The 26,279-nt window shown below is 47.3% G+C and carries 26 protein-coding genes and 2 tRNA genes; 17 read left to right on the top strand and 11 right to left on the bottom strand.

The features are described from left to right. Position 1 precedes the first annotated feature (1 nt). From M2387_RS06220 to rmf, 5 genes are all read left to right on the top strand, one after another. Positions 2–1,909, top strand: a complete 1,908-nt coding sequence (locus M2387_RS06220; RefSeq protein ID WP_259047912.1) for an ABC transporter ATP-binding protein — start codon at positions 2–4, stop codon at positions 1,907–1,909. Between the two features lie 16 nt (positions 1,910–1,925). Next, complete coding sequence (gene pqiA / locus M2387_RS06215) at positions 1,926–3,194, top strand: membrane integrity-associated transporter subunit PqiA (RefSeq protein ID WP_259047911.1); 1,269 nt, start codon at positions 1,926–1,928, stop codon at positions 3,192–3,194. Then, positions 3,184–4,821: an intermembrane transport protein PqiB gene (pqiB, locus tag M2387_RS06210; RefSeq protein ID WP_259047909.1), complete on the top strand. Its 1,638-nt coding sequence runs from the start codon at positions 3,184–3,186 to the stop codon at positions 4,819–4,821. Before pqiA ends, pqiB begins: the two co-directional genes overlap by 11 nt. Beyond that, positions 4,821–5,387 (top strand): membrane integrity-associated transporter subunit PqiC, encoded by a 567-nt coding sequence (gene pqiC / locus M2387_RS06205; RefSeq protein WP_259047907.1) that lies wholly within the window; start codon positions 4,821–4,823, stop codon positions 5,385–5,387. The genes pqiB and pqiC overlap by 1 nt, the downstream gene beginning before the upstream one ends. A gap of 235 nt (positions 5,388–5,622) precedes the next feature. Then, positions 5,623–5,790, top strand: a complete 168-nt coding sequence (rmf, locus tag M2387_RS06200) for a ribosome modulation factor (RefSeq protein ID WP_259047905.1) — start codon at positions 5,623–5,625, stop codon at positions 5,788–5,790. A 139-nt stretch (positions 5,791–5,929) separates the two neighbouring features. On the opposite strand, the gene fabA is transcribed toward rmf, so the two are convergent. Both fabA and M2387_RS06190 read right to left on the bottom strand, forming a co-directional pair. Then, entirely contained in the window at positions 5,930–6,448 is a 519-nt protein-coding gene (gene fabA / locus M2387_RS06195; protein ID WP_259047903.1) for a bifunctional 3-hydroxydecanoyl-ACP dehydratase/trans-2-decenoyl-ACP isomerase, read from the bottom strand. A 68-nt stretch (positions 6,449–6,516) separates the two neighbouring features. Beyond that, positions 6,517–8,265: a Lon protease family protein gene (locus M2387_RS06190; protein WP_259047901.1), complete on the bottom strand. Its 1,749-nt coding sequence runs from the start codon at positions 8,263–8,265 to the stop codon at positions 6,517–6,519. A gap of 178 nt (positions 8,266–8,443) precedes the next feature. Between M2387_RS06190 and matP the strand changes: the two genes are divergently transcribed. Beyond that, entirely contained in the window at positions 8,444–8,896 is a 453-nt protein-coding gene (gene matP, locus M2387_RS06185) for a macrodomain Ter protein MatP (protein WP_259047900.1), read from the top strand. 86 nt (positions 8,897–8,982) lie between these two features. On the opposite strand, the gene ompA is transcribed toward matP, so the two are convergent. After that, positions 8,983–10,050 carry a porin OmpA gene (ompA, locus tag M2387_RS06180; RefSeq protein WP_259047898.1) on the bottom strand — a complete coding sequence of 356 codons (1,068 nt, stop codon included), beginning with the start codon at positions 10,048–10,050 and terminating at the stop codon, positions 8,983–8,985. 362 nt (positions 10,051–10,412) lie between these two features. Continuing rightward, positions 10,413–10,916, bottom strand: coding sequence for an SOS-induced cell division inhibitor SulA (gene sulA / locus M2387_RS06175; protein ID WP_259047896.1), 504 nt, complete (start codon positions 10,914–10,916; stop codon positions 10,413–10,415). A 240-nt stretch (positions 10,917–11,156) separates the two neighbouring features. Between sulA and M2387_RS06170 the strand changes: the two genes are divergently transcribed. Next, entirely contained in the window at positions 11,157–11,771 is a 615-nt protein-coding gene (locus M2387_RS06170; RefSeq protein WP_259047894.1) for a TfoX/Sxy family protein, read from the top strand. Here the strand turns inward: M2387_RS06170 and yccS are convergent. After that, positions 11,768–13,900 carry a YccS family putative transporter gene (yccS, locus tag M2387_RS06165; protein ID WP_409039533.1) on the bottom strand — a complete coding sequence of 711 codons (2,133 nt, stop codon included), beginning with the start codon at positions 13,898–13,900 and terminating at the stop codon, positions 11,768–11,770. The genes M2387_RS06170 and yccS overlap by 4 nt on opposite strands. Before the next feature lie 18 nt (positions 13,901–13,918). Further along, entirely contained in the window at positions 13,919–14,365 is a 447-nt protein-coding gene (locus tag M2387_RS06160) for a YccF domain-containing protein (RefSeq protein ID WP_259047893.1), read from the bottom strand. 185 nt (positions 14,366–14,550) lie between these two features. Between M2387_RS06160 and helD the strand changes: the two genes are divergently transcribed. Further along, positions 14,551–16,605, top strand: a complete 2,055-nt coding sequence (helD, locus tag M2387_RS06155) for a DNA helicase IV (RefSeq protein ID WP_259047892.1) — start codon at positions 14,551–14,553, stop codon at positions 16,603–16,605. A 3-nt stretch (positions 16,606–16,608) separates the two neighbouring features. Here the strand turns inward: helD and mgsA are convergent, their stop codons facing one another. Then, positions 16,609–17,064, bottom strand: a complete 456-nt coding sequence (mgsA, locus tag M2387_RS06150; protein WP_259047890.1) for a methylglyoxal synthase — start codon at positions 17,062–17,064, stop codon at positions 16,609–16,611. A gap of 190 nt (positions 17,065–17,254) precedes the next feature. Here mgsA and M2387_RS06145 point away from each other — a divergent pair, with 190 nt between their 5' ends. After that, on the top strand, positions 17,255–17,668 hold the full coding sequence (locus tag M2387_RS06145; protein ID WP_259048321.1) for a CoA-binding protein: 414 nt from the start codon (positions 17,255–17,257) through the stop codon (positions 17,666–17,668). A gap of 95 nt (positions 17,669–17,763) precedes the next feature. Here the strand turns inward: M2387_RS06145 and hspQ are convergent, their stop codons facing one another. Next, the gene (hspQ, locus tag M2387_RS06140) at positions 17,764–18,081 is read right to left on the bottom strand and encodes a heat shock protein HspQ (RefSeq protein ID WP_259047888.1); all 318 of its coding nucleotides are present in this window, start codon (positions 18,079–18,081) and stop codon (positions 17,764–17,766) included. 59 nt (positions 18,082–18,140) lie between these two features. Beyond that, the gene (gene rlmI, locus M2387_RS06135) at positions 18,141–19,352 is read right to left on the bottom strand and encodes a 23S rRNA (cytosine(1962)-C(5))-methyltransferase RlmI (protein WP_259047886.1); all 1,212 of its coding nucleotides are present in this window, start codon (positions 19,350–19,352) and stop codon (positions 18,141–18,143) included. A gap of 159 nt (positions 19,353–19,511) precedes the next feature. On the opposite strand from rlmI, the gene yccX reads away from it, so the two are divergent. Continuing rightward, on the top strand, positions 19,512–19,802 hold the full coding sequence (gene yccX, locus M2387_RS06130; RefSeq protein WP_259047883.1) for an acylphosphatase: 291 nt from the start codon (positions 19,512–19,514) through the stop codon (positions 19,800–19,802). Here yccX and tusE read toward each other — a convergent pair. After that, positions 19,799–20,128: a sulfurtransferase TusE gene (gene tusE, locus M2387_RS06125; RefSeq protein WP_259047881.1), complete on the bottom strand. Its 330-nt coding sequence runs from the start codon at positions 20,126–20,128 to the stop codon at positions 19,799–19,801. The two genes, yccX and tusE, sit on opposite strands and share 4 nt — an antisense overlap. Positions 20,129–20,265: 137 nt before the next feature. After that, on the bottom strand, positions 20,266–20,925 hold the full coding sequence (gene yccA, locus M2387_RS06120) for an FtsH protease modulator YccA (protein ID WP_259047879.1): 660 nt from the start codon (positions 20,923–20,925) through the stop codon (positions 20,266–20,268). Between the two features lie 408 nt (positions 20,926–21,333). Here yccA and M2387_RS06115 point away from each other — a divergent pair. The 7 genes from M2387_RS06115 (at position 21,334) to M2387_RS06085 (ending at position 26,273) form a co-directional block, all read left to right on the top strand. Further along, positions 21,334–21,421, top strand: a tRNA-Ser gene (locus M2387_RS06115). A 48-nt stretch (positions 21,422–21,469) separates the two neighbouring features. Then, positions 21,470–21,557 (top strand) — tRNA-Ser (locus M2387_RS06110). Positions 21,558–21,748: 191 nt separating this feature from the next. After that, positions 21,749–22,588 carry an ABC transporter substrate-binding protein gene (locus M2387_RS06105; protein ID WP_259047877.1) on the top strand — a complete coding sequence of 280 codons (840 nt, stop codon included), beginning with the start codon at positions 21,749–21,751 and terminating at the stop codon, positions 22,586–22,588. A 63-nt stretch (positions 22,589–22,651) separates the two neighbouring features. Then, positions 22,652–23,365, top strand: a complete 714-nt coding sequence (locus M2387_RS06100; protein ID WP_259047876.1) for an amino acid ABC transporter permease — start codon at positions 22,652–22,654, stop codon at positions 23,363–23,365. A 3-nt stretch (positions 23,366–23,368) separates the two neighbouring features. Then, a complete protein-coding gene (locus tag M2387_RS06095; protein WP_259047874.1) occupies positions 23,369–24,097 on the top strand; it encodes an amino acid ABC transporter permease in 729 nt (242 codons plus the stop codon). Between the two features lie 164 nt (positions 24,098–24,261). Further along, complete coding sequence (locus M2387_RS06090; RefSeq protein ID WP_259047871.1) at positions 24,262–25,269, top strand: 3-oxoacyl-[acyl-carrier-protein] synthase III C-terminal domain-containing protein; 1,008 nt, start codon at positions 24,262–24,264, stop codon at positions 25,267–25,269. Further along, positions 25,266–26,273 carry an NAD-dependent epimerase/dehydratase family protein gene (locus tag M2387_RS06085; RefSeq protein WP_259047869.1) on the top strand — a complete coding sequence of 336 codons (1,008 nt, stop codon included), beginning with the start codon at positions 25,266–25,268 and terminating at the stop codon, positions 26,271–26,273. The genes M2387_RS06090 and M2387_RS06085 overlap by 4 nt, the downstream gene beginning before the upstream one ends. Positions 26,274–26,279 lie beyond the last annotated feature (6 nt).

Here is a 26,279-nt window from a genome sequence, read left to right as displayed (position 1 = left end):
TATGTCTTTAATCAGTATGCACGGTGCCTGGTTGTCATTTAGCGACGCGCCGTTGCTGGATAATACCGAATTACATATCGAAGAAAATGAACGCGTTTGTCTGGTCGGCCGTAATGGTGCAGGCAAATCAACGCTAATGAAGATCCTTAACCGTGAAGTGCCGCTCGATGACGGACGCATGGTTTACGAACAAGATCTCATTGTGGCTCGTTTACAACAGGATCCTCCACGTAACGTGGCGGGTACGGTCTATGATTTCGTCGCTGAAGGCGTGGAAGAACAGGCTGAGCATCTGAAAGCCTATCACGATATTTCTCATAAAGTGATGAGCGACCCGAGTGAGAAAAATCTCAATGAAATGGCGCGAATTCAGGAGATCCTCGATCACCAGGGCCTGTGGTTGCTCGATAGCCGTATCAATGAAGTGCTGGAACAGCTTGGACTCGACGCTGATACTGAGCTATCGGCCCTTTCAGGTGGCTGGTTGCGTAAAGCAGCATTAGGTCGGGCATTGGTGAGTTCGCCGCGTATTCTGTTGCTGGATGAACCGACTAACCACCTGGATATTGAGTCCATTGATTGGCTGGAAGGTTTTTTGAAAACCTTCCAGGGAAGCATTATTTTTATCTCGCATGACCGTTCTTTCATCCGCAATATGGCAACCCGTATTGTCGACTTGGATCGCGGTAAACTGGTTTCTTATCCGGGTGATTACGACGCTTATTTACTGGCTAAAGAAGAAGCATTGCGTGTTGAAGATCTACAAAATGCAGAGTTCGATCGCAAGCTGGCACAGGAAGAAGTCTGGATCCGTCAGGGAATCAAGGCTCGCCGTACCCGTAACGAAGGTCGAGTTCGTGCCCTGAAGGCGATGCGTAATGAGCGCAGTCAACGTCGTGAAGTCATGGGCAGTGCGAAGATGCAGGTTGGAGAAGCGAGCCGTTCAGGTAAGATTGTCTTCGAAATGGAAAATGTCAGTTATCAGGTTGCTGGCAAGACATTGGTCAGTGATTTTAGCGCACAAGTGATGCGTGGTGACAAAATTGCTCTGGTCGGGCCAAATGGCTGCGGTAAGACGACGCTGCTGAAACTGATGTTGAGTCAACTGGAGGCAGATAGCGGCCGCGTTCACTGCGGTACTAAGCTGGAAGTTGCCTATTTCGATCAGCACCGTACCGAGCTTGACCCGGACCGTACGGTGATGGACAACCTGGCAGAAGGTAAGCAAGAAGTCATGGTCAATGGCAAACCACGCCATGTATTAGGCTATCTTCAGGACTTCTTGTTCCACCCTAAACGTGCGATGACACCGGTTCGTGCGCTTTCTGGTGGAGAGCGTAATCGTCTTTTACTGGCTCGTTTATTCCTGAAACCCAGCAACTTACTGATTCTTGATGAACCGACTAACGATCTTGATGTAGAAACACTGGAGCTACTGGAAGAGCTGATTGAAGGTTATCAGGGTACAGTAATGCTGGTGAGCCACGATCGTCAGTTTGTCGATAATACAGTCACAGAGTGCTGGATTTTTGAAGGTCAAGGAAAAATCGGACGTTACGTCGGTGGATATTTCGATGCCAAAGGCCAGCAAGGATCCTTCCAGCCTCTGCGCGCAGCTGCTGCGACAAAAACGCAGAGTAGTCCTGAAAGCAAGCCTGAAACAGTTAAACGAGCAGCAAGTAAACTCAGCTATAATCTGCAACGTGAATTAGAACAGTTGCCGAAAAAGCTTGAGCAACTTGAAGCAGAGCTTGAAGCTCTCCAGGCTAAAGTGAGCGATGCTGATTTTTTCAATCAGCCTCATGACACGACTCAAAAAGTGCTGGCTGATCTTGCGAACGCAGAGCAGTCGTTAGAGCAGGCATTTGAGCGTTGGGAATATCTCGAATCGCTTAAAGACGGCGAATAAAACCAGGAGAGTATCCATGTGTGCAGAGCACCATCATAAATCACATATTTTATGCCCCCAATGTGATTTGCTGGTGCGGCTGCCAGCACTGGAAGATGGCCATAAAGCCGATTGTCCACGTTGTGGAACGATGCTGACGGCTCAGTGGTCCGTTCCGCGTAAACGACCAACGGTGTATGCGTTGGTCGCATTATTTATGTTATTGCTGGCTAATTTATTTCCCTTCGTCAATATGAATGTGGCCGGGATCAGTAGCCAGGTGACATTACTGCAAATACCCAATGTCTTATTCGATGAAGACTATGCAAGCCTCGGCACGTTCTTTCTGCTTTTTGTCCAGATATTTCCGACGTTACTGCTCATCATTATTTTACTGCTGGTTAACCGCGTCAGACTCCCTTTAGTACTCAAAAAATCGATGGCTCGGGTTCTTTTTCAGCTGAAAAGCTGGGGCATGGCAGAGATATTTCTTGCCGGAGTATTGGTGAGCTTCGTTAAACTGATGGCCTACGGCAACATTGGTATCGGAAGCAGTTTTATTCCCTGGTGCTTGTTTTGTATTTTGCAGCTGATGACTTTTATGTATGTTGATAAACGCTGGTTATGGGATGATATTCAACCGTTACCGGTACTGAGTCAAAAACTGGTGATCGGTGAAACCGGTTTGAAACAGGGGCTGCGTTCTTGTACCTGCTGCACCGCGATTATTCCCGCCGATATGCTGGAATGTCCGCGCTGCCAGTCAAAAGGGCATGCACGGCGTAAAAATAGTTTACAGTGGACTGTGGCACTATTACTGACTTCTATCATGCTCTATTTTCCGGCTAATCTATTACCTATTATGGTGACAGATTTTTTAGGCAGCAAATATGCCTCGACGATAATGGAAGGTGTTATTTTGCTCTGGAGTGAAGGTTCCTATCCGGTCGCGATGGTGATATTTATCGCCAGTATTATGGTGCCAACTTTAAAGATGATCGCTATTGGCTGGCTATGCTGGGATGCGAAACGTCCGCAAAAGAAAGACCGGGAGAGGATGCATTTTATTTATGAGGTGGTTGAGTTTGTTGGCCGCTGGTCAATGATTGATGTATTCGTTATTGCTGTGCTTTCCGCGCTGGTCAGGATGGGCGGAGTCATGAATATTCACCCGGATATTGGTGCATTGATGTTTTCACTGGTGGTTATTTTAACCATGTTTTCAGCCGCTGTCTTTGACCCACGTTTATCCTGGGATAGCAAAGACGACGATTTAAATAAGGAGTCCTCCACAAATGGAGAATAACAAAGGTGAGGCCAAGATTCACAAGCTCAAAAGCTGGTCACCCGTCTGGATCTTCCCCATCGTCACGGCTCTGATAGGCGCTTGGATACTTTTCTATCATTATAGCCACCAGGGGCCACAAGTTGTCCTGATAACCACCAATGCTGAAGGCATTGAGGGAGGGAAAACGACAATTAAAAGCCGCAGTGTTGATGTCGGAATAGTAGAAACGGCCGTACTCAGTGATGATTTACATCATGTCCGAATTACCGCGCGGCTTAATTCTGGTATGGAAAAACTATTGCGCCAGGATTCGGTATTTTGGGTGGTTAAACCGCAAATTGGACGTGATGGTGTATCGGGACTGGGAACCTTGCTTTCAGGTGCCTACATTGAACTACAGCCAGGTTCAACCGGTGAGCATTTAGAGCAGTATTCTCTGCTGGATTCACCTCCGCTTGCGCCACCGGATGCGAAAGGTATTCGTATTACACTGGACAGTAAGAAAGCAGGACAGCTTAATCCTGGCGATCCGGTTTTATTCCGCGGTTATCGGGTCGGCTCAGTCGAAACCAGTAATTTTGATGCCAGTAAACGCATGATTACTTATCAGCTGTTTATTGGTGCGCCAAATGACAAGCTCATTACTACTAATGTTCGTTTCTGGAAAGATAGTGGCATTGCGGTGGACTTCTCTTCTCAGGGTATGAGTATTCAGATGGGCTCCCTGACCACCTTGTTCAGCGGTGGCGTCAGTTTTGATGTCCCTGAGGGTTTGGACTGGGGGACACCGGTAGAGACTGGCGCAGATTATCAGTTATTTGATGATCAAAAGGATATCCAGGACTCGCTGTATAAAGAAAATATTGAATTCATTATGCTGTTTAAAGACTCAATTCGTGGCCTGTCGCCAGGCGCACCCGTTGAGTTCCGCGGTATTCGTTTAGGCACCGTGGCGCAAGTTCCTTTCTTTACTGAGCAAATGCAGCAAAAATTAGACAGTGATTTCCGCACACCGGTACTTATTCGTATTGAGCCTGAACGACTGAAGAACATCGTCGGTCAGGAAACCAATATTCCGAAGAATATACAGGGGCTCATTAAGAGTGGGTTACGCGGTTCAATGAAAACCGGTAACTTGCTGTCAGGCGCACTGTTTATCGACTTTGATTTTTATCCAAATGAAAAGCTGGAGAAAGAAGCTAATGAGATAGATGGTTATCCGGTCATCCCAACTATCAGCGTGGGGCTGGCACAAATACAGCAAAAATTACTGGATGTGCTGGATAAAGTGAATAACCTGCCGCTGAATCCGATGATCCAGCAGGCGACTAAGGCGCTTAATGAAAGCCAGCAAACGCTGAAAAACTTGCAGAAGACGTTAGATAATCTGAATAAGCTAACTTCGAGCCAGTCAATGCAGCAGCTTCCGGCTGATATGCAAAAGACCTTACAGGAGCTGAACCGCAGTATGCAGGGCTTCCAGCCGGGCTCCGCAGCTTATAACAAGATGGTAACGGATATGCAGCGTCTTGATCAGGTTTTACGAGAGCTTCAGCCTGTATTGCGGACATTGAATAACAAGAGCAATGCGCTGGTATTTGAAGCAAAAGATAAACCCGATCCACAGCCAAAAAGGGCCAAATAATGAAAAAGTGGCTAATGGTTATTGCAGCATTAATGCTGGCAGCTTGTAGCAGCAGCAATAGCGGTAAAGTCTATTATCAGTTACCTGCTAACGCACAACCCGCCAGTCAGGTAGTGAGTCAGACAGGCAGTAATCTACTGTGGATTGATCAGATAGTCCTGGCTGACTACCTCGCTGCTGATGGCGTGGTATATCAGACCTCGGATGTACAGTATGTGATTGCGACAAATAATCTATGGGCAAGTCCTCTGGATCAGCAATTACGCAATTCGCTGATAAATAACCTCAGTCAGGCGATGCCTGGCTGGATTGTGGCGTCACAACCTCTGGCGAGTGAGCAGAGTGCTCTTACGGTAAATATTACCGGTTTCCATGGGCGTTATGACGGCAAGGTTATCGTCAGCGGTGAGTGGTTGCTGAAACAAAACAATGAGATCATTAACCGTCCTTTCCGTATCGAGCTCGCTCAGCAGGATGATGGTTATGATGCGATGGTTAAGACTCTGGCTCAGGCCTGGCAGCAAGAAGCCCGGAGCATTGCTTCAGAACTTTTACGTCGTCAGTAGTCTTTTTAAAGCTATACAAAACGTGGCCCGAGTGGCCACGTTTTTTTTGCCTGAATTTCTCAGGTGTTAGCGAAACAGAGAATTCAAAAAAAACTAAGAACAGGATGATTATTGCAATTGTATGAATTTTACTCGTTGACTGAGGGCTCTTTTCACGCTATTCATTAGGTGTGATTGCAATCAGTGCAATTACTGTTTTCATTTCCACCTGCAAATAAAATGAGGGAAACGAGGCATGAAGAGACAAAAACGAGATCGCCTGGAGCGGGCTCACCAACGTGGTTATCAAGCAGGTATCACCGGACGTTCTAAAGAGATGTGTCCTTACCAAATCATCGATCAACGATCGCATTGGTTAGGAGGCTGGCGAGAAGCCATGGAAATCAGGGCAGTGACTGCTTAATAATGATCTCGTTAACAACAGATATGTCTGTCATGTGGAAGTATACTGAGTGAACAGACAGTTATGGTACTCAGTAATAACAGCAGACTCAGTAAATAGAAGGCATTCAGTGAATGCCTTCATCGATAAAGAGTATTGATTAGAAAGCAGAGGTATCTTTAAACAGACCTACTTTCAGGTCGTTAGCGGTATAAATCACGCGACCATCGACCAGAACTTCACCATCCGCCAGTCCCATAATCAGACGACGATTAACAATACGCTTAAAGTGAATGCGGTAAGTCACTTTTTTCGCTGTCGGCAGAACCTGGCCGGTAAATTTCACTTCACCTACACCTAATGCCCGACCTTTACCTTCGCCGCCTAACCAGCCGAGGTAGAAACCAACCAACTGCCACATGGCATCAAGGCCCAGGCAACCAGGCATCACAGGATCGCCAATAAAATGGCAACCGAAGAACCATAAGTCAGGATTAATATCCAGCTCAGCTTCGACGTAGCCTTTATCGAAGTTACCGCCGTCTTCGGTCATTTTGACCACACGGTCCATCATCAGCATGCTAGGTGCTGGGAGTTGTGGGCCTTCGGCACCAAATAACTCACCGCGTCCGGAAGCAAGAAGGTCTTCTTTTGTATAAGATTCGCGTTTATCTACCATGTCTAAAGTATGCCTTTTTATAATGAAGTCCGCAGATTAGCGTACAGGTGTACGCTCAACAAGTCCGATCAGTTGTGGCTAAACCAATTTAACCAGCGTAATGGCCAGGGGCGAGGTGGTACATCCGGAGCGATTATTTGAGCAATACGCTCCTGAACTGCATTCATCAGGGTATTTTGCTCTTCGCCATCCCATGGAAAGGTCGTTAACAGCGGCAGCGCATCGGCCACATCGTCAATCGCCCAGACCGAGAATTTTTCTTGTTCCACGGCCTCCAGCACCTCTTTATGAAGCGTGAGGTGACGTACGTTAGCGGTCGGAATAATCACACCTTGCTGACCAGTAAAGTTACGTTGCTGGCAAATGCGGAAGAAGCCTTCAATTTTTTCATTAAGGCCACCCACGGGTTGCATGCGCCCAAACTGATCCACCGAACCTGTCAGAGCAATATGCTGAGAAATAGGCACGTTGGCCAGTGCACTGATTAACGCACACAGTTCAGCCATTGATGCACTATCACCATCAACTTCACCGTAGGATTGTTCAAAGGTAATTGAGGCTGAGAACGGAATTTGCTGTTCAAGCTGCAATTCAGACATTAAAAATGCCTGCATAATCATCATGCCTTTAGCATGGATATTGCCGCCTAACTCAGCTTTACGCTCCACATCGGTAAATTCCCCATCACCCACATGTACTACGCAGCTAATACGGGACGGCTCGCCAAAGGCGCGCGGATGACCTGGAAACTCAACCACAGATAACGCATTAATTTGACCGACCATCTCGCCTTCGGTCTCAATACGTATTTGTTCCTGTAAAATTTCATCCTGCATACGGTCAGCCAGGAAGCCTTCTCGCCAGGCGCGCTGCTCCAGCATTTGCTCCAGTTCTGCGGCACTAAATTGTGTCTGTTCACAGAATGGGGCAACTTCACTCAACTGCCGGGTTATCCAGGCAGGGCAGAGTGGAAGCATTTCCTGGTCACCGGTAAAGCGTGTCGCTTCTCTGAGCAGAGGGACCCAGCCATCGGCTGCAGGTACTGGCAGAGATTTTTGCAGCGCGATACTGGCTACCCACTGGCACCACTGCGCGACATCCTCACCTTCGGTAATTTGCAGGCTATCTTCATATTCGCTGTAAATCGCCACCGCAGCCATTTCTGGCTCCATCTCATGGAAGTCAGCGAGTGAAACACGATCCCCTACCAGTACCAGTTTGATATCCAGTGGTAATGATGGGATCTTAACAGGCAGAGGGCGAGTTTCATCGGGTGACATCCAGTCGAAACGGCCTTGCACTATCATTTGTTTGAGACGTAACCATAACAGTGGTTGTGCAAGGACACTGCGCAATGACAAGACCAGGACGCCGCCATTAGCACGATGTATCAGACCGGGTTCAAGGCTAATTTCACCGGCAAACTGGCGAACGCAGCCAAACATTTGCTCGTTTTCTACCCAGTCGGCAATGATGACCTCACCTCGAGCCGCGAAGTTATCTTCGGGTTGTGTGGCAGGGCGTAGAGTGACCTGATTTCCCTCTATACTATAATGACCACCGGCAAGGGCATCTTCTTGTGTGCGAGTCTCCTCAATGGCCGCAGCGATGAGGCTGAGGTACTCAGTCTCTTCAGCAGCTTTAATCAGCATAATCGCTGATGAGTCAGAAAGATGAAACTGTTCAATGCCATAGGTTAATCGGGCTTGAACACTCGAGAATGGTGCAGAGTCGTTGTCATAAGGCTGTGCAAAAATCTCCTGATAACTATCTGTATCAGGAACGAGAGCACGCCAGTCAAGTCGATGAGTCGTCAAAGTCGCTATATATTCATCAATGAGATTTTAAAGGCGTGATTATACAAGAATCCCTGAGGGAGCACACGGATAAAGCAGTAACATCCCGTTATCCTTCACTGAACAGTTATTTTCAGTTCAGACAATACGACAAAAACTGCTATTCTGATGTGAGTGAAACGGTCACACTGAGACAACAATGAAATATCAACAGTTGGAAAATCTCGAGAGCGGCTGGAAGTGGAAATATTTGGTGAAGAAACATCGTGAAGGTGAGCTAATTACGCGATATCTCGAAACCAGTGCAGCACATGAGGCTGTAGAAAAACTCCTTGCTCTGGAGAATGTCCCGGTTTTAGTCCAGGACTGGATTGAACTTCATATGAATCCGGGATTAGAAAACCGGATGAAGCAGACTATTCGTGCCCGACGTAAACGTCATTTTAATGCTGAGCATCAGCACACACGTAAAAAATCCATCGATCTGGAATATCTCGTCTGGCAAAGGCTGGCAGGATTAGCGCAGCGCCGGAATAAAACTTTATCTGAAACCATCGTGCAATTAATTGAAGATGCTGAACACAAAGAAAAGGTTGAAAGTAAAATCTCAACATTAAAACAAGATCTTCAGGCTATGCTCTCACAAGAGTAGCGGTACTGACAAACTTGGGTGTTATTCCCCCAATATCAGATAAAAAAAAACCCGCGTTAGCGGGTTTTTTCAAAACGAAGCTCAGCTTATGCAGCAGGCTGAACGATAACGTCTTTGATACCTTTAACCTGGATCTCTACACGACGATCCGGTGCCAGGCATTCGATCAGTTTAGCACGTGGTGCTACGTTGTCACAGGTGTTGCCAGTAACTGGATCTGCTTTACCCATACCGCGAGCAGAGATCTTGCCAGCTGGGATACCTTTAGAAATCAGGTAATCAACAACGCTTTGTGCACGTTGCTCAGACAGTTTCAGGTTGTACTGCTCTGAACCGATACGGTCAGTGAAGCCAAGAACGATAACAGAACCGTCAGTTGGATCCAAGCTGCTCAGCTGGCTGTACAGCTGATCCAGTGCTTGCTGACCTTCAGCTTTCAGACTTGCTTTACCGAAAGTGAACAGAACGTCAGACTTCAGAGTAAAGTGTTTGGTCTCTACTTCTGCAGCTGGTGCTGGTGCTGGAGCTGGAGCTGGAGCAACATAAGCTTCCTGCTGGCCAAAGCGGTAAGAAACACCAACACTCAGCATACCGTTGTCTGGACGAGCATGTAAGGTGTCTTTATCACCAATGTGGTTAACCCACTGGTATTCCAGACGGGTAGCGATGTCTGGAGTTACAGCATACTCAACACCACCAGCGAATACAGGTGAAACACCGGTATCGTTGTTTTTAGCGCGGCCAGCTGCACCATAATTCAGGTTGGAATCTGCACGCCATACCATACCACCCAGACGGGTATAAACGTCTAAGTCGTTCAGAACTGGATAGCTCAGTTTAGTAGTCAGCTGAACGCCTTGAGCTTTGAATGCGCCATTAGCGTTGCTACCTTTATAAGCCATACGACCTAACCAGTCGTAACCCATTTCAAAACCAACGTACGGGTTAACCTGGTAGCCGCCGTAGGCACCAGCACCCAGCTGATCGTTTTGAGTTGAGCCAGTGTTCTGCAGGCTTGGATTAGTAGCAGTAGAATGGTATTGAGACCAGCCCAGTTTACCACCCGCGTACCAAGTATCATCTTTCGGAGCGGCCTGCGCTACGGTAGCGAAGCCAGCCAGTGCTACAGCAATTGCGATAGCTGTCTTTTTCATTTTATGCGCCTCATTATCATCCAAAATGGCCACGAGCTCTAAGTCACCTTAGAACTTGCGGTTAAAATCCTTCGGCCCGGGTTAAGCTCAAATTGTAACATCAACCGATGTATCGGCATTATGGAAGAGCTCCCTGGCGAGATAAATTCTACAACGTAGTAAAAAACTTACAAGCATCAAGTCTGCCTGAATAATAAAATAAAAATGTAATTTCGCACATTTATTTATAATTATGGTTATTAAATGTTCAAATTAGTATCATGCTATTTTGTATTATTTTCTTTATATTCAATCGATTAGTTATTGTGTGTGTCTGTTGAATATAAAAAACAAAAAAGTTTCAGGACTTGTCCGAAATTTACTTAATGATACAAACTAGAATGAATTTTAATCCCACTTTGTGGTCTGGTGGCTGAAATATGTTGTGGTCTCATAATAAAACCTAGCGCATTACCAGATTCAGCAGCAGCACTCAGTCGACGATGCTCTTCGTCAGTCAGGTCCTCATTTAACCAGCTAATTACGATACTGTAGTTCCCTGTCTGCAGCGCTCTTTCCATGGCATCGATAGTGCAGGGGGCTGTGCATTGACGGCTTTGCATGACTTTATTCAAGGGTAATCCTGCAGCTTGTAACCATTGACGGCTTAGTTTTTGCTGGGGTGTTAACCAGAGCTGCCAGCGGGATTGATGACCCAGTTGTTGCAGGAGCGGTAACAGAATGCAATGGGTTACCCAAGGCTTGTCTTCACGATAAACGATTTCACTGATTAAGCCATGCATATCTACAGAAGTTTGTGATCTTTCGGAAAAAGTCGATGTTGCTGTAGCAGAGTTGGATAAAGTCGGGAAATCATATGAACGCATAGTAAGGTCTCACTCTGTACTGTCACTGTATGAATATACAGTAATCCTGGCGAGTGCAAAGATCAACCAAAATTTCGGTGTGCTTCTCAATTTTTTTATCCAAACCTGTTAGATGTCCAAATATCGTTGCCTGGAACTACAACGTTACTTATTTTTTGTTAGAAGAACCGATTATTTTTTGGTATTAGTGTTAAAGGTAGAATCAGGATTGTTTTACTTATTGATATATAAGGAAAATTAATGAAAGAGTTAACGTATACGAGAATCCGCGAATCTCAGGAGAATCTCTCAACTTTGGGAGATATTGGTTATCGTCCATTATTTGGCGGTTATAGCCTTTTTGTTGATGGTGTGATTTTTGCGATGGTTTCTGACGGTGAGCTTTATCTGCGTGCGTGTGAGCAATGTACTGATTACTTTACAAAAAAGTCAGCTCCGGCGTTACAATATTTTAAACGCGGGGTTCCTATTCAGCTTAATTACTTTCGTGTCGATGACGAACTCTGGCGAAATACTAACCAGCTTATTCAGCTATCTTCCAGCGCTTTAAGAAGTGCTCGTCGGGAAAAATCACAACGTAAGTCTCTTAGCCGTCTGAAAGATTTGCCGAATATCAGTCTGAATCTAGAAATTATGCTGCGGGAAGCAGGGATTAATGACTCAGAAACACTCAAGTCTTTTGGCGCCAAGCGTTCATGGATCAAGTTAAAGCATAAGAAAAAAGTCGTGGGAGTAAAGGTATTACTGGCACTTGCAGGGGCAATTAGTGGGGTTCATGAGGCGGTGCTACCGCCCAGTGTGCGTCTGGAATTAATGGACTGGTGGCGTCGTTATGAACAACGCCACTCCCGTTAGTCTGATAACTGAGATACTTGCTGCTGCAGACGAGAAATTTCCGGTAACAGCGTTACTAAAAGACCTATTTGCTGTAGCACAAGTGGTTCCTTTGTTTCCTGACGTGCCTCGAGATGTGATACTCGAGTAGTAATATCATTCAGCGTTGTTTGCAAGCGCTCGTCGTTGGTTGGCAGGTGATGCAGTGCATCATCGACATAGCAAACTGCATCATCTAGCAGGTGTAAAATAGCCTCGTTAGTCAGTTGCTCGCGATGAGCCCCAAGGGCTGAGATATAACTGTTTAGTGAGTGATTCAGGCATAATAAACGAAATGCAATCTCACGTAGTTCAGGGGTTACGTGAGGTTCACTCGACATATTTGAAACGACCGATGCCAGCTCGGCTCCTTTATTGTACGCATCTCTTCTGGCAATACGATACTCAAGGCGATTATCCCGTCCTTGATGATATTGCTCAAGGATGGCATCAAGATAGCGACAGTTGGCGTCAAACGTACGCTTAATAACCAGTGGCAGGCGACGAAAACGCCAGTCAGGCCAGATAAAACTCACCGCAGCCCAGGCTATCCCACACCCCAGAATAGTGTCGAATACACGGGGTAATGCCACTTCAAATCCCTCTCCCAGCAGATTAAAACAAAGCAATACCAGCAGGGTAATGAACATCGTTGCATGGGCATACTGAACATTACGAAAAGAGAAGAAAAGTACCCCAGTAATGACAATCAACAGCAATTGTCCCTCAAGAGATGGCACAAAGAATAATACAGGTAGTCCTATCGCGACCCCGAGTAGGGTACCAATAATACGTAAAGCCAGCCGGTGACGTGTTGCGCTGTAATTAGGCTGACAGACAAACAGGCTGGTTAGCAGGATCCAGTAACCGTGCTGCATGCCTGTTAACTGAATAAATGCATAGCCGATACACAGCACCAGTGACATACGTACGGCGTGACGGAACAGCGCTGACTCTGGCGTAAAATTCCGAGATAGCCGCTGCCAGGTATCGCCCAGCCCGGTCAGTCTGTCGTCGGAAAGCCGGTTTTCTTTCTCATTGCGCGGTTTCTCAAACGCTTGTTCCGACTCAATAGTCGCGAGCTGAGCATCAATCGCCCGAAGATTAGTGAGTAAATATCCCAGTGCTTTGAGCTCAGGTGAAGCGCTATGCGTTGCCCTGATTTTATCTAATGCGGCATCAAGATGGCTGAACACTCTCTCGAAGCGAGCATCATGCTGATAAGGCGTGTTCAACAGAATTGAGCGGGATAGCTGCTGGCAGGCCTGAGACTGCAAGGTCAGCAGGCGTTGAAAACGGAACATGATATCGGTATAGCGAAATTTATCGCGCAATTTTTGATACTGAACATGAGATGAACTGGCGCGTTCATGAATGTCCTGAGCAACAAAATAATAGTGAAGTGTCCGGCGAGTCCCTTTTTGGCCACGATCGCCACGCAGACGGGTCAGCAGAGATATTTTTGTCTGTTCAAGGGTGGTGACTAGCTGGCTGCTGGCCAGTGCCAGTTCGAGTACCGGCGTCTGGCTTTCTTGTTCAATATCAGGATCAAACAGTGTCGCTTTAATTTCCAGGTAATGAGCCAGATTGTCATAACAGCGAGCCAGATTGTCCTGTAAGGGACGAATAGGGAAAATCAGATGGCCTGCGAGTGTCAGAATATTGTACCAGACGGCACCTGCCAGTAATAAAACCGGTTGTTGATACCAGTGCGTATAAAGGGAGGTTCCCAGCATGGTATAGATAGCAATTAGTAGAGCGCCAAACGCAATGGTTGCGTAGCGCTGGCCTAATCCGCCAAGCAGAATAAATCCACTGGTAGAGATAAGTAATCCTAAAGCAAAGAACCAGGGATAAGGGAATAGCAGCTCAACAGAGGCTGAGGCAATAAAAAAACAAATCAGGGTAATGACTAAATTACGCAGACGCCCAGTAAGCCTGTCGTCAAGATCGGCCAGTGCGGCGGCGACGACGCCGAGAGTCAAAGGAATCGTCAGGCGTACATCGCCCAGCCACCATGGCAGTACTGCGGTACCCGTGAGGGCAATAAAAATCCGCAGGTTATAAAGCCAGGCACTGCTCCATGTGTAGCGCTGTAACAGCGGGGTCATAATAAGCACAAAAAAACCTTAATAAATTCGATTCCGGGCGTTTGCAATTCGTGCAGCTTGAGCCACTTCAACAGGAACAACGCGGCGCCCTACTGGCCAGACAGCAATTGCAGCAATTTTAAAGTTTGCCAGGCCAACCGGAATGCCAATCAGAGAAATACACTGCGTGATACCAACACAAATATGCATAATACACAGCCACCAGCCAAACAGAACAAACCAGAGTATATTCAGTAAGGTACCGCCAGTATTGGCTAAGGCGTTTCTATCCTGCGGATACAGTTCATCAACATGAATCGCTTCGTTACCATAAGGAATAAACGACAGTTTAGTGATTTCCCAGCAGGAACGTGTAAGAGGTAACGTGATAATCAGCAGCATGCTAACCAGGGTGGCAAATAACCAGCCCAGCGTTGTTGCAAAACCACCCAGTACAAAATTCAATACATTAAGAACAGTACGCATAATTACTCCCTGTTGCTATAACGGAACATGTCATACTTCAAGCAGGCAATGTATGACTTACCTGCGACTTGAATCATTCACGGTATATAAACCACAATAATAGTAGCGCGTTTTTACCCTGGAGCGTTACCTCATCAGTGGTTAAACTGAGCGAGTACCTCCCATTATTCAGGATAAGACAAATCATGGAACTTAGAGCAACCTCCCTGGGTAAACATTTAGCACAGCACCCTTATAATCGGGTGAAATTATTACCAGCGGGAGTTGAAGTTAAAGGCGATAGTCATGAATACCTGATACCTTTCAATCAGTTAATTGAAATAAACTGTAAGAGAGGTTTAGTCTGGGGGGAACTTGAGTTTGTCCTGCCAGACAGTCAGGTTGTTCGTTTGCACGGTACTGAATGGCAGGAAACCCGACGTTTTTTTACCCATCTCAATCATGCCTGGCAAAACTGGAGTGAAGAGATGAGTCATGTTGCCGCTGAGGTTCTTAGCGAGCAACAAGAAAATATTCAACGCGTGATAAACCAGGGTAAATGGCTTAAACATCGGGATCTTCTGATATTACAGCAGGGCGTTCGTCAGGCATTTGCCGCTATGCCGTTACCCATTATTCGTCTGAATGAATTTGCTCAGTGCCGTGAGGCTTTAAGCCTCTGCCAGAGACTGCTGGAGCAAGGCGACACTTTTCGCCAGCAATCTAATGCGAATTATACCGGCCGGATGCTTGAGCAGTATGCCGATTTCTTTGAGCATATAGAAAGTGCCCCCTTAAACAACGCTCAGGCACAAGCTGTAGTCAATGACGAAGATTCATTGCTGGTACTCGCGGGTGCCGGAAGCGGTAAAACATCCGTATTAGTTGCCCGGGTTGGCTGGCTTTTACAGCGTTCAGAGGTTGCTGAAGAACAAATATTAATGCTGGCATTCGGACGTAAGGCTGCTTTAGAAATGGAACAGCGTCTTGCAGACAGACTCAATACTGATTCACTCAGTGTAAAAACCTTCCATGCACTTGCCTTACATATTATTACTCAGGGAAGTAAAAAAATTCCGCAGGTCAGTGAGCTTGAGAGCGATACAGCCGCGCGTCAGCAACTGCTAACTGATTGCTGGCAGCAACAGTGCCGTGAAAAAAAAGCCATGGCAAAAGGCTGGCGTCAGTGGCTGGAAGAGGAGCTGAACTGGACTGTCCCTGAAGGCGAGTACTGGCAAGATCAAAAGTTAATCACGCGTCTGGCAGGAAAACTGGACAGCTGGTTATCGCTGATAAGGATGCAAGGTGGCTCGCAATCCGAAATGATAGCCAGCGCAAGTGAGGAGCTACAACCACGTTTTACACGCGGTATTAAACTAATGGCCCCCTTACTTAAATGCTGGAAAACGACGCTGCGAAATGCCGGTGAGATTGATTTTTCTGGTTTGATTCACCAGGCGCAAAATGTACTGGATAAAGGACGGTTTATCAGCCCGTGGAGGCATATTCTGGTGGATGAGTTTCAGGATATCTCTCCACAACGTGCTGCATTACTGAGTGCATTGCGTAAGCAAAATAGCCATACCTCGCTGTATGCGGTTGGAGATGACTGGCAGGCTATCTATCGATTCGCCGGCGCACAAACATCACTTACCAGCGAATTTAGTCAGCACTTTAATGCAGCTGAAACCTGTATGCTGGACACCACCTACCGCTTTAATAGTCGTATTGGTGAGATTGCAAACCAGTGGGTGCAACAGAATCCCTGGCAACAAAAGAAAGCACTCACCAGTAAGGCCAAAGGAGATAAACAATCCGTTAATCTGCTGGTGGACGATAAGCTGGAAAACTTGCTGGATAAACTGAGTGGTTATGCCTTACCGGAACAGCGTATTTTGATTCTGGCACGCTATCGATTTTTACGCCCTGGCTGCCTGAGTAACGCGGCGACTCGCTGGCCAAAACTCAATATCGATTTTATGACTATCCATGCCAGTAAAGGGCAGGAAGCCGATTATGTGATTGTTCTTGGCTTACAGGCCGGAAAAGAAGGGTTCCCTGCCGAGGTGCGAGAATCTATTTTTGAGCAAGTTTTATTACCTCAGCCAGAGGATTTTCCGGATGCAGAAGAACGTCGTTTACTTTATGTCGCTCTAACCCGGGCACGCCATCGTGTCTGGTTATTGTTCAGTAAACAACAACCGTCCTCATTTGTTGAGGAGTTAAAACGACTTGGCGTGCCGGTACTCAATCGTCCTTGAAGCTTATAATCTGTCAGTCAGGTAACGCTGATAGTCGGGGATCTGAATTTCAACTTGCTGATTAAAACCTGGTGACTGAATAATAAAGTCAGCTGTCGAGAGGTTAGTGGCAACCGGTATATTCCAGACGGTTGCCAGGCGCAGTAACGCCTTGACATCAGGATCGTGAGGCACCGCATTCAGTGGATCCCAGAAGAAAATCAGCACATCAATTTTGCCCTCAGCAATCAGCGCTCCAACTTGCTGATCGCCTCCCATCGGGCCGCTCATCATAGCATTCACATCAAGACCTGAGGCTCGTTGGATCATGTTGCCAGTGGTGCCTGTGGCATACAGAGTATGGTTTTCAAGTACTGATTTATGACGTTCTACCCAGGCCAATAACGCACTTTTACAGTGATCGTGGGCAACCAAGGCAACATGTTTTTTTTCTGAAACAGTACGGGTGGTCAGATGCATGATTTTTTCCTGATTGATTTTGAATATTCAATATTGAATAGATTACTGGAAGAGATTGATGCTGCAAGAGAAAGAAATTAAAAAAGCGGTCTGAGGTGTATGATATACACTAAATAACGCTAGTGACCTGTAAGGTCTGAGCGATGTTTAACCAATGGCGTGGTGTGTTTCGCCATTTAAAGGAGACATGATGAGCGACTTAAGTATTGAAGAGATCCTGCGTACGACACGCACCATCGCTTTGGTGGGTGCCAGTGACAAAGCTAATCGTCCTTCTTATGAGGTCATGAGTTTTTTACTCGAACAGGGATACAAGGTGATTCCTGTATCACCGAAACTGGCCGGTCAGACCTTATTGGGGCAACAGGTCTATGCGACCCTTGCTGATATTCCGCATAAAGTCGATATGGTTGATGTTTTCCGTAACTCTGAGGCTGCTTTTGGTGTGGCACAAGAGGCGATTGCGATTAAGGCGAAAACCCTGTGGCTGCAAATTGGGGTGATTAATGAGCAGGCAGCGCAACTGGCTAAAGAGGCGGGGTTGAATGTGGTGATGGATCATTGTCCGGCAATAGAAATACCGCGTCTTGGATTAACTAAATAGCCGTAATACTGTGTTATGAAAGGGTGTCACCGGAGCTTATTACAGAGGTTCAGGCCAGCCAGACCTGAATCTCTTATTTTCTGACATGATGGTTTTCAGTTACGCAGGCCGGGAGTCTGTAACTTTCTGCGTATTGATGCCGCCAGTTCGTCCAGCGATGTTTGTTCAGGATGTTCCTGCTCACCTTCACCGCTGAGCTGTGCTTCGGCGAGATAAGTATGTACCGCCATCCCGTCATCATTTTCCATCACAACATGATACCAGGGGGTATTTCGTAGCGAGCTGTTTATTGCCAGATAGTCTTCGTAGGTCTCACTCAGAGCGTATTCCGGATCGATATCGACCACGACGCCTAAGTAACCCAGTAAAGCATGTCTTACTTGCTGGCCAATCCCAAATTTAGTGGCAATCATTTTCACCTCCCGGAACATCATATTGTGATAGATGTATGGCATCCTTTCCATTTTTCAAGTCAAATGACGCGACAAGCAAATCCTTTCAGATACAGCCCTTCCGGGTAGCTTGCAATAACCGGATGATCTGCTGCCTGACGGAACTGTTCGATAAACTGCAGTTCGCGGCCGGCATCAAGTGCGGCATCCGCAATGATTTTTTGGAACAAATCCGTCGTCATTAACCCTGAACACGAGAAAGTCATCAAAATACCGCCTGGATTCAAAAGCTGGCATGCCAGCATATTGATATCTTTATAGCCACGGCAGGCGCCAGACAACTGATTTTTGTTTTCAACAAATTTCGGTGGATCCATGATGATAACGTCAAATTTTTCGCCACTATCCCGATACTTGCGTAATAATTTGAAGACATCATCGCGTAAAAACTCAGCTTTGCTGAGATCAAGCTGGTTAAGTTCAACGTTCTGTCTGGCAATATCCAGCGCTTCTTGCGAGGTGTCAACGCTGACGACCTGACTACAGTTGCCCATCAAAGCGGAGACAGCAAATCCTCCGGTATAAGAGAAGCAGTTCAGTACGCGTTTATTTTCGACATAGCCTCGGGTAGCAAAGCGACTGTCACGCTGATCAAGATAATAGCCAGTCTTATGACCCTGCTGGATATCAACCAGGAGTTTCATACCGTGCTCTTCTATCGCTAGCAGAGCAGGGGGGAGTTCACCGCTGACTGGTCCTTGTGTCAGTGGAAGCCCCTCTTTTTTACGCACCGCGACATCAGAACGCTCATAAATAGAACATTCCGGATAAAGCTTCTGCAGTGCTTCAACCAGCAACGGGCGCTGATAGTCTGCACCAGCAGAGAGCAGTTGTAATACCAGAAAATGAGAGAAACGATCGATAGTTATGCCCGGAAGGCCATCAGACTCACCGGCTATCAGACGATAGCTGTCTAAACCATCGCGTTTAGCGAGCCATTCCCGCCAAATTTGTGCCTGTTCTAAGCGACGAATAAAGAAATCGGTATCAATTTTTTCGTTACGATCAAAACTCCAGACACGCGCACAAATTTGTGACGCAGGGGAGTAGGCAGCCCGGGCAAGCCATTTGCCCTGAGCATCGATAATATCAATGGTTTCACCCAAACCGACTTTCCCTTCAAGGCGGGCTACTGCCCCTGAGAAGATCCAAGGATGACGACGCAATAATGATTTTTCGCGTCCTTTGGCTAACACTAAACGGGGATAATGATTAACAGTCGACTCAGTCATACGGAGAAACCTCTGACAAACAGGGATGCGAGCTGGATAATAAACCAGCTTGATGCTATTAAAATAAAATGGCGCGTAGGTTAGCACACCTGCCCGAGTCAATCATTAAACAGCGCGGTATAACATACATCACCAGTGAACAGAGTGGGAGACAATGTCATGACAGGATCTCAACAGCAATGTGTTAAGTATCGAGTATATGGGCGAGTACAGGGGGTCGGGTTTCGTTACAGCGTATGGCGGGAAGCACAGCAGCTGGCTTTAACGGGCTATGCGCGTAATCTGGATGATGGCAGTGTGGAAGTCCTCGCTTGTGGCTCTTCGGACCAGCTTGAAAAGTTACTCAGCTGGCTGAATGCCGGGGGACCAAGAGGCGCCAGGGTTGATAATGTCTTTTCAGCCACGCATCAACCCGAACAGCACTGGACGGAATTTAAGGTTCGCTATTAAATGCACTTTACCGGCTTCGGTAAACCCGCAATTTTCGTTGCCTGCTTGGCCGGGCCTTTGGGAAACAGGCGATAAAGATAACGGCTATTCCCTTTTTCCTCACCAAATTTGCCAGCCATGGCTTTGACCAGCATACGGATAGCGGGTGAGGTATTAAATTCCAGATAAAAATGACGAACGAAGTGCACCACTTCCCAGTGCTCCGGCGAAAGGGTTATCCCTTCCCGGGCAGCTATCGCCTTTGCTAACGCTTCGCTCCACTGCTCGCTGTGCTTCAGATAACCATCGACATCGGTGGCAATTTCTTGCCCTTCAAAAATCAGCATAATAACTCGGTTTTTTTAATGAAAACGCCAGTAGTGTAACAAATTTCAGGTGCCATAAAAAACTGCACCTTACTCAGTTACCTGCGGCAACCTTTGGGGTGCAGTTTTGTCATGCTTTCAGCAAGTGCTGTTAGCAATTAGTCCTTGCTGGCAAATCCGAGGAGGCTCAACAGGCTGATGAAAATATTGTAAATAGAGACATACAGGCTCACAGTTGCGCGAACATAGTTGGTCTCACCACCACGAATGATGTTGCTGGTCTCATACAAAATTGCGCCAGAAGAGATCAGAATAAATACTGAACTAATGACAAGGTGCAATGCTGTCAGCTGTAAGAAGATATTGGCGACCATCGCAACCAGTACCACAATGATACCCGCCATCAGCATTCCGCCGAGGAAGGACATATCTTTGCGGGTGGTCAGAACATAAGCTGAACAACCCACGAATACCAGTGCGGTTCCCGCCAGCGCCATTCCGATAACGTCGCCCATGCCTGCGGACAGATAGCTATTCAGAATCGGACCGAGGATATAACCCAGGAAGCCGGTAAAGGCGAAGGTAGCAATCAGGCCTGATGGTTTATCTGCCAGACGGTAGGTCAGGAACATCAGACCATACATACCAACCAGCGTCAGAATCAGCCCCGGTGAAGGTAACTGTAATAAGGTGCTGGCAGTCGCAACCAAGGCTGAAAATGCCAGAGTAAGGCTGAGCAGAAAATAGGTATTACGCAAAACTTTATGCGTACTCAACAATGACGCGCGGTCATTCGAGGAGGTAATAATGCGATCCATTGTTAAACTCTCTCTTTATGCAGGTGTTATATAGTTGATGAGCATAATGCCCTGCTTTATTGCAAAAAAGCCTTTTTACCCATCTTTACCTGCTATGGCTCTGAGATAATCATCAGACGGGATTCTGGGGTAGTTTTTTGAAAAATATATCTTTATTGGTAAGCCTGGTAAGTAATATGCACAGATTATTTGCTGAAATCTGTCATGCAGGGAAAGAGGGCGATGCTCAAATTCTACTGAAAATACTTTTTAGCCTTAGAAACTTCTCAGTATACGGATGGAAAGTGTTGCAAACCTCACCACATTGTTGCACTTTCAACCAAACAACACAAAAACGGCTAAAATTAAGGCGGTTGAACCAATTGGTGCTTTACATGAGGTATGGCTATGTTTATAGTTCGCCTCGTTGGAAGCGTGGCCGAGTGGTTGAAGGCACCGGTCTTGAAAACCGGCGATCCGAAAGGGTTCTAGAGTTCGAATCTCTACGCTTCCACCAACATTTAAACAGTGGCTGAAAAGCGGCTGATGCAGTAAAAAGTATTACGGAAGCGTGGCCGAGTGGTTGAAGGCACCGGTCTTGAAAACCGGCGATCCGAAAGGGTTCTAGAGTTCGAATCTCTACGCTTCCACCAAACATAAACCCCAAGTTAGTTAATAACTTGGGGTTTTTTGTTATTGTTTATCTGCTAAACAGGCTGTGAACCTCTCCCTCTCGGATTTATCTCATCTTGTTATATACATAGCCTTTAATATTATTTACAAATCTATATGTACTACTGATAGGTTTATTGAACACAGAATAAATCACTTTCAGGAGCCGTACATGAAGCAGCATATTGCCACTTTGACCGTGTTAGCCAGTTTGACTGGTCTCTTTTCAGCCGCTGCAAGTGCGGATAAATTAGATGATATTAAGCAAGCAGGCGTAGTCCGGGTTGCTGTTTTTGATAGTAATCCCCCTTTTGGTTATATCGATCCTGAGACTAAAAAACTGGTTGGCTACGATGTCGATGTTGCTGAAGCTATCGGTAAAGCATTAGGCACCAAAGTGGAACTGCGGGCGACTAACCCGGCTAACCGAATCCCACTGCTATCCTCAAATAAGGTTGACCTGATTGCGGCGAATTTTACTATTACCGATGACAGGGCTAAAGCGGTCAATTTCAGCGTGCCTTATTTCTCTACCGGACAAAAATTTATTGCCCGTAAAGGCGTACTGAAAACCCCGGACGACATCCGCCCACTGCGCATCGGTGCCGATAAAGGAACCGTTCAGGAAATCACCCTGCGTGAACGTTATCCGGATACCAAAGTGGTCTCTTATGATGATACTCCGCTGGCCTTTGTTGCTCTGCGTAATGGTAATGTGCAGGCGATCACTCAGGATGATGCCAAACTGGTCGGATTATTAGGTAACTTGTCGCCAGAACAGCGTGAAGCATTTGAAATTTCACCATTCAGTCTGACCAAAGAGTACCAGGGTGTCGGCATCCCTAAAGGGGAGGTTGCTCTGACTGAGGCGGTTGATGCCGCCCTGCTGGAACTTGAGAAAAACGGCCAGGCCACCGTTATCTACGATCGCTGGTTTGGTCCGGATACCAAAGCTGCCCAACCGCGGGGTGATTTCCGCATTGCCCCTCTGACCGAGCAGCCAAAAGCGTAATCGTTTAATATCGTCCGGGTAGTCAGTGGCTATCCGGACAAGTCGTTTTTGATAGGACGTCATATGAATTGGGACGACTTGCTTAGCCCAATGTACCTGGGCTGGCTATGGCAGGGTTTTTTACTTACCCTGGCACTTTCAGCTTGTGCCAGTATTGCGGCGACGCTACTCGGTTTTCTGGTTGCGGGTATGCGCGATAGCCGGGTCCGGCTGCTACGTATTATTGCAACGGGTTACAGCTCTTTATTTCGTAATACACCGCTGCTGGTTCAGCTTTTTTTCTGGTATTTTGCTGCCGGTCAGTTATTGCCTGGAAGCTTAATGCAATGGCTTAACACTCCTCATCAGATGGGGCTATTCTCATGGCCATCGTTTGAATTTCTGGCCGGTTTTATCGGACTGACCTTTTATTCTACCTCCTTTATTGCCGAAGAAATTCGCGCAGGTATCCGCGGCGTTGCAAGCGGACAAAAAAATGCTGCCTGGGCGCTAGGGTTAACGGGCTGGCAGTCACTTCGCTATATTATTCTGCCTCAGGCATTGCGTATCGCCTTTCCACCGCTACTCGGGCAGTACATGAATGTGATTAAAAACTCATCGCTGACAATGGCTATTGGGGTGGCTGAGCTTTCTTATGCCTCTCGTCAGGTAGAAACGGAAACGTTACGCACCTTTCAGGCTTTTGGTGTCGCGACGATACTCTATGTTCTGACTATTGCAGTCCTGGAAGGGTGGGGTATGTGGCGTCAGCAGCGGTCTTCGGTGGCCAGAGGATAAGAGATGGATTTTAGTATTATACAAGATAATCTGCGCTACCTGTTGCTGGGAACCTGGCCTGACGGTCCGCTTGGTGGTGCAGCGTTGACGGTGGTTATCAGTTTACTGGCGGGCATCGTTTCTGCCTTACTGGGAACGGTATTGGGGGTTGTGCTTGCCATGTCTCGTGGTATACCTGTGGCACTCCTGGCCTCAGTACTGGGTTTTTTCAGAGCAATTCCAGTTATCATGCTGATTTTCTGGACCTATTTTCTGTTACCTATTCTCTTTGGGATTGATATCCCCGAAATTACCACCGTTGTTTGCGCTCTGGCACTGATCTCCGCAGCGTATCTGGCTCATGCTGTAAAAGCCGGTATTGTTGCCATCGGTGTCGGACAAACGCAGGCCGGATTATCGCTGGGGCTGACCCGCTGGCAAACGCTGGGCTGTATCGTGCTTCCTCAGGCCCTGCGGATGATGATTCCCTCGTTTATTAATCAGTGGATATCCCTGATTAAAGATACCTCGCTGGCTTATATTATTGGTGTAGGGGAACTGACCTTCCTGGCCACGCAGGTGAATAATCGCAGTATGGTTCATCCTACCGAGGTATTTTTATTTATTGCCGCGGTCTACTTTATTCTCTGCCTGCTACTTGAGCTCGTAGCCAACCGGGTTCAGCATCATTATGGTCAGCAGAGTAGTAAACCGACGCGCCGCTGGTTTTGGCAGCGGCATCCGATACCTTGAAATTCAAGTTAATCGTCGGGGAGGATAAAACAGGCAAATAAAGGTGGGAAATTGTCTAATCATTATCCTGGATTGCTGGGGGACTGAGCAAACCAATGGACACTCACGGGGCTGAAAAATAGAATGCTACCCATAGCTACTCTAACCAAGGTCCTTTTCTGCCTATGTCGACTCCTCTTTATTCGCATTCCTCGCAGGCATTGAGCATCATTGCCACTGGCACCGCATTGCCACCGGGCAAAGTCGAGTCAGCGATGCTGGACAAAAAGCTGGGTAAAGCCGCGGGGTACGTGGAACAGCGTTCAGGTATTGAATACCGTTTTCATGCCAGTGACAGTGCGAGTCAGGCTGAACTTGGCGCTGCCGCTTTGCATAATGCGCTGGAGCGCCATGCTATTGATCCCGACTCAATCGACCTGCTGATTTCAGCGTCGGCGATTCCTTATCAGGCATTGCCCTGTACCGCGATACATATTCTGAAGTCGGCCGGGCTTGCTCCGGGAATCGCGGGCTTTGACATTAACAGCAGCTGTGTCAGCTTTATTTCCGCTCTGCAAGTCGCGACCGGATTGCTGAATGCTGGCAGTTATCGGCGCATTGCTATTGTTAGCGCTGATATCGCTTCGCGCGGTATTGACTGGAATCACGAAGAGTCTTCTTTAATTTTCGGGGATGGTGCGGCCTGTGCCATCGTTGAGCGGGGGAATGGTGATAGTCGGGTGCTGGGTAGCCTGATTGAAATGTATCCTTCCGGTAGTGAACTCTGTGAAATTCGTGCGGGAGGCACTCGTCGTAATCCTCGTGCCGGAATGGAAGAGCAAGACTTCTTATTTCATATGCAGGGCAAGGCCTTATTCCGTCATGCCTCATCGATTATTGAGGGGTATTTCCAGCGGCTGCTGGCGCAATGCCAGCTGACACTCGCGGAGATTGCTACCGTCGTTCCTCATCAGGCCAGCCATTTAGCGCTGGAGCATATGCGTAAACGCCTCCATGTACCGAATGAAGTTCTGGTTGATATTTATCGCCATCACGGTAATCAGGTAGCGGCATCACTGCCTTTCGCTTTGCATGAAGCCATGACAACAGGGCGTGTTAATCCCGGGAAACCCGTCATGCTGATTGGTACCGCCGCGGGGCTGACATTAGCGGGTATGGTGATTCTGCCATGAAAATTCTGGTGACGGGCGCAACCAGTGGGTTAGGGCGTAATGCCGCACAATGGTTGCTGGAGCAAGGGAATAGCGTTATAGCAACAGGACGTGACCCGCTGGCAGGCGCAGAACTACAGGCGCTTGGCGCGACCTTTATTCCCCTGGATTTGACTCAGTGTTCAGATGACACTTTTCTGTCGCTGGTCATCGGCTGTGATGCGGTCTGGCATTGTGCGGCTAAATCATCTCCCTGGGGAACGGCGGAAGAATTTTTCCAGACGAATGTAGTCGTGACCGAGAAACTGGCGCGAGTTGCCGGTCGCGAAGGCGTCAGGCGCTTTGTCCATATCTCTTCTCCGGCCGTGTATTTTGATTTTCAGCATCACCATAATTTACCCGAAACCTATCGCGCCAGGCGTTTCTCAAGTCATTATGCCTCCAGTAAGTATGCTGCTGAACAGGCCCTGCAACAGCCCATAGAACTTTATCCTGATACCCAATATATTATCTTGCGACCACGCGGATTATTTGGTCCCCATGACCGGGTGATTATTCCGCGCCTGTTACAGAATATCCGCGGTAAAAATAACGTACTGCGCTTGCCGGGTGGGGGCATGGCACTGCTTGACCTGACTTTCGTCCTGAATGTGGTTCATGCCATGGCCCTGGCGACTACGCAGCCAAACCTGCCTTCCGGAGCGATATACAACATCACTAATCAGCAGCCACAGCGGCTGGCTGAGATGGTTGAAGCTATTTTAAATCAGCAGCTCAATTATGGTGTTACCTTGCAGGCAGTGCCTTATCGACTCTTAGCGATGGTTGCAGCAGGAATGGAGCAGGTAGCGAAAATAACCGGTAAAGAGCCGATGCTAACCCGCTATAGCGTAGGGGCGGTCTATTTTGATATGACCCTTGATTCTCAGCTAGCGATTAATGAACTGGGTTATCGCCCGCTTTATTCTCTCGAAGAGAGTATTTTGCGTACTGGTGACTGGTTACGTACCTCAGTCAGGGAGTGAGACGTC

The sequence above is a fragment of the Klebsiella sp. BIGb0407 genome, assembly GCF_024807845.1.
Lineage (GTDB): Bacteria > Pseudomonadota > Gammaproteobacteria > Enterobacterales > Enterobacteriaceae > JGM124.
Note: the sequence above shows the minus strand (reverse complement) of the source record. Positions and strands in the feature narration are given on the sequence as shown.